This window comes from Neobacillus bataviensis LMG 21833, from assembly GCF_000307875.1.
GTDB lineage: Bacteria > Bacillota > Bacilli > Bacillales > Cytobacillaceae > Neobacillus > Neobacillus bataviensis.
Map to the genome: position 1 here is coordinate 1 of NZ_AJLS01000132.1, position 12,834 is coordinate 12,834.

The following is a 12,834-nucleotide window of genomic DNA, read 5'->3' on the forward strand; positions in this document are numbered from 1 at the left end:
GCTCTTCGTGTTTCCTTTATCTCAGTTGGAGCGCTCCAGGCCATACGCCGCTGACCAGGGCGCTTGCGCTTTTATAAATAATCGACACTGAAAAAAATGCACTGTATACTAAAATATAGGTTTAAAACTGATACCTTTCTCATTAAATAGTTCATTTCAAATAGATAACTTAGAAAAATAGGTGAATGAATATGGCGGATGATAAAATTTCGCGCTTGGTAGATGTGGCTAGAATGTACTACCAATTGGATTACAGCCAGCAGGAAATTGCGGAAAAGTTAGGAATATCCCGCCCCACCGTCTCAAGGCTTCTTGTCCAGGCTGTTCAAGAAGGGATCGTCCAAATAAAAATTTGTGACCCGGCGGAAGATGTTCTCGAATTGGGAAAGCAGATCAAGGAAAGATTTCAATTAAAGCACTGTATGGTCGCCCCGATTCCGGAATATGAGGACGAGCTGATTAAAGAGAAACTTGGAGAGGTCTCCGCTGAATACCTGCACAATATTGTTCAAAGCGGTGATACCATCGCGATTACTTGGGGAACAACTCTTTTTCAACTGGTTAAAAAACTGCAGCCTAAGAATGTAAAGGACGTTACGATTGTCCAGTTAAATGGCGGGGTCAGTTATTCAGAATCAAACACCTATGCATCAGACATCGTCAATGGTCTGGCAAGTGCCTTTCATACGACCCCACATTTTTTACCAGTCCCGGCAGTAGTGGATCATATTCTAGTGAAACAAGCGATAGTTGCCGATAGGCATGTAAAAAGGATTTTGGAACTAGGCAAACGAGCAAATATTGCAATTTTTACAGTTGGGGAACCAGGAGAACAATCGACGCTCATGCACGCAGGTTATTTTTTGGACAATGACATCGAAATATTGAAATCCAATCATACGGTCGGTGATATATGCTCAAGGTTCATCGGCATCGATGGGCGTATTAGTCATCCAGCTTTAAATGAGCGTACAATTGGAATTGAACTCTCTGATTTGGGTGAAAAAGAATATGGCATCCTCATTGCCGGCGGCAACACAAAAATTGATGGAATTTACGGGGCACTTCGGGGGCGCCACGCCAATGTCCTAATTACTGACCAATATACAGCCAAAGCCTTACTTGATATGGGATGAATAAAAATGTTTGATGCGGCTGAATACAGGTAGTACCTTATATCATTAAAGGAAGAGATCCATGACAAGTACAGTAACCTACATAAAAGAATGGCAGCAGGCACTACAAAATGAAATCATCCATTTGAAAAAATACGGAAGTAACAAATTTATTGTCTCAAATGGAAGATTGCTATCGAGTGACAGCTCGTTTACCTATTATTTTGATACCGCCTATTCATTACGGATTCCCGTTGGATCCTCGATTCGTCTGGAATGGGGCGGCATGAAACAAAGTGGACGTGTGCTATCATCAGAAGGCAAAGGTGTGATGATTGACCTCGAGAAGTCCTTCGGAGACTTAATCCCCGAGGCATTTCTTTTTCACGATCCATGGGAGCTGCTTGAACAACTTATCGAACGACTGGATGATATCAAAAAAAATAAACAAAAACGTTTACGGGTAAAAAAATTGATGGATCCCTCGATGCCGGCAAAGCATCCGGATGAAAAAATAAAAAGCAATATCCACGAGTTGGTTTTACGTTCAAAATACAATCCGGTTACTTTTGTTTGGGGGCCTCCTGGAACAGGTAAAACCTATACATTGGCTCGGACGGCAGCTAATAAATACTTTCAGGAAAAGCGGATCCTGATTTTATCGCACAGCAATCAAGCGGTTGATGTTCTAATCGCTGAAATTTCTGCCTTTATTAAAAAGAAAGACCGCTTCCGTGAAGGGGATGTTCTTCGCTATGGATCAAATACTGGAGAGCAGCTCGCAAATCATGAGGCGATTACCACAACCCAGCTGCTACAAAGACAAGATCCGCATCTTGCAGAGGATAAAGAAAAATTAATAGTAGAAAGACATCATCTGAAGCAGGATTTAGCTCGTTCTTTTAGCAAAAGGGACACCGATCATTTGCTGGAGCTGGAGACGAAGATTGCCAGAGTTCTAGACAAAATTCGTCAAAAGGAAATTCAGTTTGTGAAGGATGCGTTTGTTGTCGGATCAACACTGGCAAAAGCAGCGAGCGACCCGGCAATCTATGAAAAGGAATTTGATGTAGTTATTTTGGATGAAGCAAGCATGGCATATGTGCCGCAGGCTGCTTTCGCTGCAACACTAGGGAAACGGGTTATTATTTGCGGCGATTTTAAGCAACTGCCACCGATTGCGTCATCGAGGGATGCTTTGGTTTCGATGTGGCTGAAGGAGGATATTTTTCACCGGGCAGGTGTAGCCGATTGGGTGGAAAACGGTAAACTGCACCCGCATTTATTTTTATTAAAAGAACAACGGAGAATGCATCCGGATATCTCTGCCTTCACGAATCAGTATGTTTACCATTCACTTGTGGGTGATCATGAGAGTGTTCGAAGGAGTAGAAATGAAATTGTTGAAAAAGCTCCCTTTCCTAATCAGGCATCTGTTCTAGTGGATACGAGTTTTACTGGCGCCCACTGTATGAATGAGCGGACATCCCATTCTCGAATGAATGTATGGCAGGCGTTATTATCGTTTCAACTTATTCATGAATCATACTTGAGTGGAATACGTTCGATTGGATATGTTACGCCATATCGTGCCCAGGCCAATTTAATGGAGCTAATTCTCGAGGATTTATACGAAAAGGAACGATCAACAGCTGATATTATTGCAGCGACCGTGCATAGATTTCAGGGTAGTGAGCGTGATGTCATGGTGTTTGATACCGTCGACGGGGAGCCGCAAACCCGTGCAGGCATGCTGTTAACAGGAAAAGATAGCGAACGATTGATTAATGTTGCGATTACGAGAACAAAAGGAAAGTTTATCCATGTTAGTGATAGATCCTTTATCCGCAAGCATGTTTATAACGGAAAGACACTTAGACAGCTTGTGGAGCATCATGAAAGACAGCGGCAAACGGTAGGAACAAGGGAAATTGGAACTTGGATTAAGAATCAACATCCAAGATTACAATGGATGCATGCTAGGAAGCTTGAGAAAGTGTTCCTAGATTTAGCTGAGGCGAGGTCATCTATTATCATCTCTTTACCATCGCAAACAGCACTTTCACTGCAATGGCAGGAGAGGTTAAACAATCGGGACAAACTCGTAAAATTAACCGTGATTTCCACTGAAGAATGGCTTGAGCTTCAGCCACAGTATAGGATGGACGAAAACTTATCCTTCCCATTTATTATCATCGACCAGCGGCTGCTGTGGCTGGGATTACCGATTGAAGGAGCTAAAGGAATTCAACCGCCCTATATCGCAGCAAGGCTTGATTCGGAAAAGGTTTCAGAGCATTTTTTAGGTCAATTTTTAATAAAAGAATAGGAATTACAGGTGTTTTTCCGAAAAGCAAAAAAGGGGAAATTATGAAGGTGAATGGTGAACAAGTTCAAAGAAGAGCAATCATTATTGGCGGTGGGATGGCAGGAAAGTTAATTGCCGCTGCGATTTCGCCCTATTTTCATCGTATAGTAATATTGGAGAAAGATAAAATGCCCGATGATGATAAAACAGTACGGGCAGGTGTTTCCCAAGCACATCATATTCACGCACTTCTCCATGCTGGTGACCATGCATTGGAACGCCTGTTTCCCGGTTTTCAACAGGATATGATTAACCGTGGATCCATTAAAATCGATTCGATTAAGGATTTGGCTTGGTTCCATCACGGGGTCTGGAAGCTGCGCTTTTCAAGTAAGGATACAACGCTTTTACAAACGCGGCCGCTGCTTGAGTCTTACGTAGAGGAAAGGGTAAAGCAAGTTCCGAATATTAGCTATACATATGGTGTAAAGGTGCGATCATACAAACTTTCGTCTGACACTGGTAAGATTTGTGGAGTGGAGATCCAGTATGAAAATGAAATAAAAACCCTTGATGGAGATTTAGTGGTAGATACAAGCGGAGCAGCCTCCTTCACGAAATCGTGGATGGAAAAGCAAGGAAGCACCGTTCCGGAAGAAAAGGTTGAAATTGGCCTTTGCTATGCAACACGGCAATTTACTCTACCTGAACCACCAAAAGATTTTAAGATAAAACTCATTTATCCTGAGCCGCCAAACCAAACACTGGGCGGTACCCTTTCTATGGCCGAGGACGGTAAATATATTGCGACATTAATCGGGTATTTGAATACTTTGAAACCCGCAGAAGTGAATAGTGAAGCAGGATTTATCAAACATGCAGGGAAATTGCCTCTGCCAGATCTTCAGCAAGAATTACTAAAAGCAACATCTATTACCGAAACCGCTATTTATCAAATCCCGCATATTAAGTGGCGGCGTTTTGATAAAGTGGACTTGCCGGAGGGATTACTTGTTGCAGGTGATTCCATCTGCCGCATCGATCCGGTATTTGGCCAAGGAATGAGTATCGCGGCATTAGAGGCATTAGCAATCAGGGAATATTTCGCATCTTCACCGAAATCAAGCAGCTTGAAAAAGTTACAAAAGAAATTGGCAAAGATTGTAGCGCCGGTTTGGTCGATGGTTCTCTGTGAAGATTTTCGTTATGAGCAGGTAAAAGGGAAGAGGCCGTTTGGTTTGAAATTTCAACAATGGTACGTTAAAAACCTTTTTTTACTTTCATCAACAAATGAGTCGATTTATAAAGACTTTATTAAGGTGATGAATTTGGTTAGTCCGGCTGGAATTCTTTTTAAACCTTCTACAATCAAGGAGGTTTTAAAAAGGAAATAATCCTTCGTGTTGGTGGGAATCCTTTAGAGGTTTCCCGCCTTTTTTTATGGAATGAAAACAGTATAAACGGGAATGATAAATTTGTTAGTTGTGGAACAAATGGAACATTTGAAATATAAATGAAAAGGGGACAAAGAAATGACAAACGTTAAATTAGCCGTCATATATTACAGCATGGGCGGAACGAATTATCAGCTCTCACAATGGGCTGCTGAAGGTGCAAAGGAAGTTGGGGCAGAGGTAAAAGTATTAAAAGTGCCGGAACTTGCACCACAATCCGTGATTGAAGGAAATCCAGGCTGGAAAGCGCATGTGGAAGCAACTGCACATGTGCCAGAGGTAAAATTGGAGGATATTGAGTGGGCTGACGCCATTATCTTTAGTGTTCCGACTCGATTTGGCAATATGCCGGCGCAAATGAAGCAATTCATTGATACTTGTGGCGGCCTTTGGTTTAACGGTAAGACCGTGAATAAAGTGGTGAGTGCGATGTCCTCAGCCCAAAATCCTCATGGTGGTCAAGAGGCAACCATTTTATCACTTTACACCTCGATGTACCATTGGGGTGCGATCGTTGCAGCACCTGGTTATACCGATCCAGTTATATATGGTTCTGGGGGAAATCCTTACGGAACTAGTGTAACAGTGGGTCAAGATGGAAAAATGATTGAAGATGTGGAAGCAACGGTTAAGCACCAGGCAAAACGGACGGTAACGGTAGCTGAATGGGTGAAAAAGGCAAATCAATAATGGAATTGGAGCTGGCTAGGAAAACCTAGTTGGCTTTCTTTTTGTTAATTTTCAAACAATTGTATTGACATTTTCTTATTTTCTATGGATAATCAAAGAAAATTATCAAAAGAAAACGGTAAGGGATTAGTAAATCATTGGCATGTGTAAGAGAGTGAAACCCATAGGCTGAAAGGTTTCTCACGGAAAGATGATTGAACCTGCCCTCTGAATACTGCTTATGAAAACATAAGCCGTTTCCCTCGTTACGGGTTAAAGTGGGTGCTAATGCACCAATTAAGGTGGTACCGCGGAAACGATTCTTCCGTCCTTTTTTATAGGACAGAGGAATCGTTTTTTAATTTTGTAAGGAAAGGTTCGGATTGAAATGAAAAAACAGCTTGTGGTGGTGAAAATTGGGAGCAGTTCGCTTACAAATGCTTCGGGGACGATTTCTGAAGAGAAAATCCGTGATCATGTGGAGGCACTTGCTTTTATAAAAAATGAAGGGCATGAGGTCATACTGATTTCGTCCGGTGCAGTTGCGGCAGGTTTTGGCTCGCTGGGATATCCAACGCGGCCAAAAAGTACGGCAGGTAAGCAAGCGGCAGCAGCTGTTGGGCAAGGGCTGTTAATGCAACAGTATATTCAGCTGTTTAAAGAGTTTGATATGGTACCGGCGCAAATCTTATTAACTCGGGAAGATTTTTACAGCCAGACACGGTTTCAAAACCTTTTTTCGACAATCCATGAGCTGCTTCAAAGAGGCGTATTGCCAATTATAAATGAAAATGATTCAGTATCGATTGAGGAATTGACCTTTGGGGACAACGATTTGCTGTCGGCCCTCGTCAGCGGTTTTTTACATGCCAATGCCTTGATTATATTAACAGATATAAACGGGCTTTATGACGGCAATCCACGGGTGTCACGTGAGGCAAAAAAATTTAATTTTATTCCAGAGGTGTCGGAAGAATTGCTTGCTGTTGCTGGTGAAAGTGGTTCTTCCGTTGGTACTGGTGGCATGAAGTCGAAGTTATTGGCGGCAAAAAAAGCGTTGTCGCTCGGTGTCAGTGTCTTTGTTGGAACTGGGGTCGGCAAGGAAAAGCTAACGGATATTTTGGTCGGGAAGGGCGACGGAACCTATATTGGCGGTCCATTCCAAACTCAAATGCAAATGAGAAAGCAATGGATTGCCTATCATTCTCAAGTCGGTGGCGTGATTGAAATCGACGATGGGGCAGAAAGGGCAATCCTGTTTCAAGGCAAAAGTTTATTGCCAGTCGGAGTCACGAATGTCATTGGTGAGTTTAATGCATTAGATGTTGTGGTTGTCAGGAACCAAAAAGGGATGACCGTTGGAAAAGGGCAAATTTATTATTCCTCAAAGGATTTACTAAAGGTAAAAGGGTTACCAAGTGAACAGTCAAAGGTGTATTCCATAAATAAAAAGGCAGAAGTGATCCACCGGGATAATTGGGTAACTATGCCAAAGGAGTGATTGAGGGATGAGTGAGTTAGTAGAAAAAGCCAGAAAGTTAAAAAAAGCTGCCAAACAAATGGGGATGCTTTCGGCAGATGAGAAAAACGAAGCGTTGGCGAAAATGGCTGACCATTTACTGACGGAGAAAGAATGGATTTTAAGCGAAAATTCCAAGGATATTGAAGCCGGTAGAGAAAACGGACTAACTTCGTCTCTATTAGACCGTTTATTGTTAACAGAGGAAAGAATTGAACAGATTGTGGATGGAGTTCGTCAGTTAATTCATCTAGAGGATCCAATTGGTGAAACGATTGAAGCGTGGGAACGACCTAATGGATTGCAAATTGAAACGATTCGGGTACCGCTTGGGGTGATCGGAATGGTATACGAAGCACGCCCAAATGTGACGGTTGATGCGGGCAGTCTATGTTTAAAAGCGGGGAATGCCGTGCTTTTACGAGGAAGTTCTTCGGCGATTCATTCGAATAAAGCACTAGTTTATGTCATGCGGGGTGCGCTGGCGGGAACGGCTATTCCAGAGAATGCCGTGCAGCTTCTTGAGGATACCTCACGCGAAACAGCCGCGCACATGTTTAAATTAAACGAGTATTTAGATGTTCTCATTCCACGCGGCGGTGCAGGCTTAATACAATCAGTTGTCCAAAATGCCACGGTTCCCGTGTTAGAAACAGGTGTTGGCAACTGTCATGTATTTATTGATGAAACAGCTGGGGAAAAAATGGGGATTGAAATTGCGATTAATGCGAAATTGCACCGGCCATCTGTCTGCAATGCGGCAGAGACGTTACTTATTCATGAGAAATGGCCATATGTATCAGAGATGCTGAATGCGCTATATGAAAAAGGGATTGAATTACGGGGAAGTGAAGAATTGGTTTCGGCCTATTCTTTTGTTAAACATGCAGTTGAAGAGGATTGGCACACTGAATTTTTAGCCCCGATTTTAGCTGTAAAACTTGTGAGTGATGTGAAAGGTGCTATTGATCATATCGACCAATACGGAACAAAGCATTCTGAAGCGATCATTAGTGAAGATACAGAAAATGTACGTTTATTTTTCAAAGCTGTGGATGCAGCCGTACTTTATCACAATGCCTCGACACGGTTTACGGATGGCGAGCAGTTTGGCTATGGCGCAGAAATTGGTATCAGTACACAAAAACTCCATGCCCGCGGGCCAATGGGATTGAGGGCATTAACAACTACAAAAGCGATTGTGCAGGGAACTGGACAAATTCGCTCATAACGTGTGATGTAGGCGCTGAAAATGCGCCTATTTTTTTTGTTTTCTGTTATAATTAAAATGCAAACATACATTCTCTAATAGTAAGTTGGTGAGTTAGTGTCAAATGATGTTCATATTTCCGTACGAAATCTGGTTGAATATGTGTACAAAAGCGGCAGTATCGATGCCCGTTTTCGCTCACAATCGACGCTTTCAGATGGGACAAGGATTCATCAAAAAATCCAGAAAACCTATCGTGATGGTGATCAAAAAGAGGTTTATCTGAGCACTGAAATCCCGTACGATGGCCTTATATTTTTCATTGATGGCAGATGCGACGGGCTTTTATTTGATGATGGTAAGGTAACAATAGATGAAATTAAATCTTTCAGCCAACCGCTGGAACAATTGGAGGGAGAGGGTTTCCCAGTCCATTGGGCGCAAGCGAAAATGTATGCCTATACGTATGCAAAAGACAATTCACTGCCGGAAATTCTCGTCCAGCTTACCTATGTCCATGTTGAAACGGAAGAAAAGAGATATTTTAAAAAGAGTTACACTTTCTCAGAATTAGAGGAATTTGTTTTCCAGGTGATTGATGGCTACGCTCCATATGCTAAACTGCAACACAATCATCAATCACGACGGAATGAAAGTTGCAAAGAGCTAGCTTTTCCATTTGAAACATATCGCGCCGGACAACGGAAATTGGCCGGTGGTGTTTATAAAACCATATTAGAAGGAAAAAACCTATTTGCCAAAGCGCCAACCGGGATTGGCAAGACGATATCAACTCTTTTTCCGACTATAAAGGCGATTGGTGAAGGTCAGCTGAATCGAATTTTCTACCTTACCGCTAAAACGATTACACGGACAACGGCTGAGGAGACATTTTCCCGCATGCGTTCTTGCGGTCTTTGTTTAAAAGTCGTGACCATTACGGCTAAGGATAAGGTATGTTTTAAGGAAGAAACGAAATGTCAAAAGGATTATTGCGAGTTTGCAGATGGGTATTATGACCGGATTAATGACGCGGTGCTTGACATTTTATCAAATGATAGCGCCATGACCCGTGAAGTAATCGAATCGTATGCCCGTAAACATACAGTCTGCCCATTTGAATATTCACTTGATCTTGCCTATGCCGTAGATGCGATTATTTGCGATTACAATTATGTTTTTGACCCACGGGTATCGCTAAAGCGACTGTTTGAGGAGCAAAAAAAGTCTACGGCCTTACTCGTGGATGAGGCACACAATCTAGTTGACCGCGGTCGGGAGATGTTCTCAGCCTCATTAAATAAAGAGACATTTCTTCAATTAAAAAAAGACTTTAACGGTGTCAATAAAGTGATATATGGAGCAGCTAGTAAGTTGAATGCTTCATTCATTTCCTTGAAAAAAGATCACGCCACAAAAACCGAATTTATCTTAGAACAGCTGGATGAAGCATTTTTAGATCAACTCACTCAATTTTTAAAGGAGGCAGAACAAGTACTAAAAACAGAGACCTCCCAAAATCTATTGGAAGCTTATTTCATGGTAAATAACTTCTTGAAAATTATTGATCTTTTAGATAAACAATATGTGATTTATGGTGAGAAAAATCAAAACGATGTAACCGTCAAATTGTTTTGCATCGATCCAGCCAAACTCCTAAGGCAAATGGGAAAAGGCTATCGCGCAAAGGTATTCTTTTCCGCAACACTTTCGCCTTTACCCTATTACCAAGATATCCTTGGCGGGGATGAGGAGGATTATGTTCAATCCATCCCTTCTCCATTCAGAGAAGAGCAGGTTGACGCGTTTATTAAACCATTGTCGACTCGCTTCAAGGATCGGGATCGGACGAAGAATTCTATAATAGCAATGGTACAATCTTTAATTAACAACAGGCCAGGTAATTACTTGATATTTTTTCCGTCTTATCAATACCTTCTGTCCGTTTATGAGCAGTTCAAGCAAGTAGATGAGGAAACTCAAACATTAATTCAATCCACTGGGATGACGGAAGAAGAAAGAGAAGAGTTTTTGGCAGCCTTTAAAGCTGATCAAAATAAGACTTTACTTGGATTTGCTGTCCTTGGCGGAATTTTTTCTGAAGGGATCGATTTAATCGGGGATCGTTTAAATGGGGTGGTAGTGGTTGGCGTCGGATTACCGCAGCTTTGTTTCGAACGGAACCTTATTAAGGATCATTTTAACAAGCAGGGAAAAAATGGTTATGATTATGCCTATGTGTATCCAGGCATGAATAAGGTTTTGCAGGCAGGAGGACGATTGATTCGCTCGGAGACTGATCATGGGACGATTGTTCTTGTAGATGATCGTTTTTTACAAAAGCAGTATCAAATGCTCTTGCCGCAAGAATGGAAGCAGTTTACAATCATTTGAAGAGTTAGACTAATGAAGCAAATCAAATCATCATTTGACTATTTAATCTAACTTTATTAAAATTAGACTAAATAATCTAATTAGGGTGAGGAAATGTGCAAAAAAAACATTATCCAATATCGATTTTTATATTAGATGTCAGTAATTCTTCTACGAATAATATGGGGGATGAACTGACTGTCTATCTAGATGAAATGGTGAAAGGGATCAACATTTGGACGAAGGAAATGGTCCCCACACAAGTCAAGCATCGAGCCGGGGATGAAATTATCTTTATTGGCTATGGCTATTCCACGGCGTATATCCTTGCTTTTTTCATCAGCAGGATTTGGAAATATCGTGATCATAAACCCTATTTTGGTTTGGCTTTTGGTGATATTGATCGAAAACTGGAAGAAGTTGATATTGAAAAATGGATTCATCCGTTAATTAAGCAGGCTCGATATGCAAATGATTTGTTAAAACAAGAATCAAACAGACCCCTCTTTAAATTTGAGCTTGACCAATTTTATACTAGTCCATTTTTATATAATCAATTTAGAAATGAATTCGAATCGTTATTTAATACAATACTGTATTTGCAGTACGGCCTCATAAAAGAACAAACAAATATCCAGGAGCTGGTATGTTCCGCTTATTTAATCCTGCAGCAGCAAAAGGCGGTTGGAACATTACTTGGTAAAACACCGCCGACCATTTCAAGTCATTTTAAAAAAGGAAAAAGTGTAGAAATTCTGGGTAGCTTTCATGAAATCATTAACATTCTCAATTCCTTACAGGAAAAGGCATATCAAGGCATTGATATAAAGAGCGAAATAGTAACCAATTCAATCAGAAATCATTTGAAAAAAAATATAAAGACACTGTTGGATCAAAAGCAATAAACCGAATAAAGAGGGGAAACCATGCTGATTTTATGTCTAATACTCGCGCATTTAATTGCCGATTTTTATTTACAAACAAATGAAATGGTGAAGGATAAGCAGAAAAATATCAAGAAGCATATCATACATCATTTTTTCATGTCTGCCCTCATTCTAGGCGGCTTCTTGATATTTCAGTTTAAAGCAGTGAATATCTTGCATTCCTTTATTTTTCCGTTGGTATTTATCGTTGTGTCGCATTTCCTCATCGACGTAGTAAAAATGAAAATGCTTGATACTATAAAAATATCAAATGAGGAGAATCTGAAACGGCTTGGTTTTTTCATATTAGATCAATTACTCCATCTGTTTATGATCATTCTGGCCTGTCATTTATTTATCAATATAAGCTACAACAAAATACTTGAAGTTTTTGCTGAAGGTTCACAGTTAGGTACGGTTAATGCTTGGTTGTTTATTGTGATCATGGTCATTTTAACTACAAGTGTCAGTGGGCATGCGATTAGGATCCTATTAGGATCAATACCGAATCAGCTGTTATCCTTTGAAGGAAGGTATGCATTTAAGGCAGATCGACAGGAAGAAGGCTTTGCAAATAGAGGAAAAATGGGTTTAACCGAGGAATATCACTACACCATTTTCTCCAAGCACGACCTTTCTCGCGGAAAATTAATTGGCTATATTGAAAGACTGCTAGTGTTAGTTTTAACATTTTATAGTGCTTATCCCGCGATTGGGTTTATTGTTGCCGCAAAATCGATTGCCAGGTTCAAACAAATGGATGACCGGAATTGGGCGGAGTATTTCTTGCTTGGTACGTTAACCTCCATGTTCATCGGCATTTCACTTGGGATTATTTTACGTGAGGTTTTGACTTAAGATTCCACCCGTTTCTTGTCGAGACACACCGGCATAAAACGGGTGAGTTTGTTTATTTTGTTTTGCGGGTTTCTTCTGTAATAACAAAAGCAAGGTCATCGTTACCGAACATCGATAGAACGCCTAGCAATGTCTCGTCAGTAATTTCTCCCGCTTCATCTTTAGGGACTGTTAACTCGATTGCTTCTTTTAAGGCAGGATTCGCAGACTGGCTTGGATAGGCACGCAAGTATAATTCTTCCGGATCTAGATCATGATTTACACACCATTGGGCAAAAACAAGAATCATCATTTTCTCTTCAGCCTGATAGTGTTGAATGATTTTATCTTCTATCTCTTTTTGACTCATATTGTTTTCTCCTTACCTATCTTAATAAATTTATTATATCGGACTTTTGTTGA

Annotated in this window: 10 protein-coding genes and 1 other annotated feature; of the genes, 9 read left to right on the plus strand and 1 reads right to left on the minus strand. The window is 40.9% G+C overall.

From position 1 onward, the window contains the following. Positions 1 to 191 precede the first annotated feature (191 nt). The 9 genes from BABA_RS19565 (at position 192) to BABA_RS19605 (ending at position 12,432) form a co-directional block, all read left to right on the plus strand. Complete coding sequence (locus BABA_RS19565; RefSeq protein WP_007086970.1) at positions 192 to 1,136, plus strand: sugar-binding transcriptional regulator; 945 nt, start codon at positions 192 to 194, stop codon at positions 1,134 to 1,136. Positions 1,137 to 1,197: 61 nt separating this feature from the next. Beyond that, positions 1,198 to 3,444: an AAA domain-containing protein gene (locus BABA_RS19570; RefSeq protein ID WP_007086971.1), complete on the plus strand. Its 2,247-nt coding sequence runs from the start codon at positions 1,198 to 1,200 to the stop codon at positions 3,442 to 3,444. 47 nt (positions 3,445 to 3,491) lie between these two features. Then, positions 3,492 to 4,817 carry an FAD-dependent oxidoreductase gene (locus BABA_RS19575; protein WP_157273231.1) on the plus strand — a complete coding sequence of 442 codons (1,326 nt, stop codon included), beginning with the start codon at positions 3,492 to 3,494 and terminating at the stop codon, positions 4,815 to 4,817. Between the two features lie 138 nt (positions 4,818 to 4,955). After that, positions 4,956 to 5,567 carry an NAD(P)H:quinone oxidoreductase gene (gene wrbA / locus BABA_RS19580; RefSeq protein ID WP_007086973.1) on the plus strand — a complete coding sequence of 204 codons (612 nt, stop codon included), beginning with the start codon at positions 4,956 to 4,958 and terminating at the stop codon, positions 5,565 to 5,567. Positions 5,568 to 5,674: 107 nt separating this feature from the next. Continuing rightward, positions 5,675 to 5,882: a binding site (T-box leader), on the plus strand. Between the two features lie 52 nt (positions 5,883 to 5,934). Continuing rightward, a complete protein-coding gene (proB, locus tag BABA_RS19585) occupies positions 5,935 to 7,047 on the plus strand; it encodes a glutamate 5-kinase (protein WP_007086974.1) in 1,113 nt (370 codons plus the stop codon). A 7-nt stretch (positions 7,048 to 7,054) separates the two neighbouring features. Then, positions 7,055 to 8,296: a glutamate-5-semialdehyde dehydrogenase gene (locus BABA_RS19590; protein WP_007086975.1), complete on the plus strand. Its 1,242-nt coding sequence runs from the start codon at positions 7,055 to 7,057 to the stop codon at positions 8,294 to 8,296. 96 nt (positions 8,297 to 8,392) lie between these two features. After that, on the plus strand, positions 8,393 to 10,669 hold the full coding sequence (locus BABA_RS19595) for an ATP-dependent DNA helicase (protein ID WP_007086976.1): 2,277 nt from the start codon (positions 8,393 to 8,395) through the stop codon (positions 10,667 to 10,669). Positions 10,670 to 10,764: 95 nt separating this feature from the next. Next, a complete protein-coding gene (locus tag BABA_RS19600; protein WP_007086977.1) occupies positions 10,765 to 11,553 on the plus strand; it encodes a hypothetical protein in 789 nt (262 codons plus the stop codon). A gap of 21 nt (positions 11,554 to 11,574) precedes the next feature. Continuing rightward, positions 11,575 to 12,432: a DUF3307 domain-containing protein gene (locus tag BABA_RS19605; RefSeq protein ID WP_007086978.1), complete on the plus strand. Its 858-nt coding sequence runs from the start codon at positions 11,575 to 11,577 to the stop codon at positions 12,430 to 12,432. A gap of 52 nt (positions 12,433 to 12,484) precedes the next feature. Here the strand turns inward: BABA_RS19605 and BABA_RS19610 are convergent, their stop codons facing one another. After that, positions 12,485 to 12,781, minus strand: coding sequence for a hypothetical protein (locus BABA_RS19610; protein ID WP_007086979.1), 297 nt, complete (start codon positions 12,779 to 12,781; stop codon positions 12,485 to 12,487). Positions 12,782 to 12,834 lie beyond the last annotated feature (53 nt).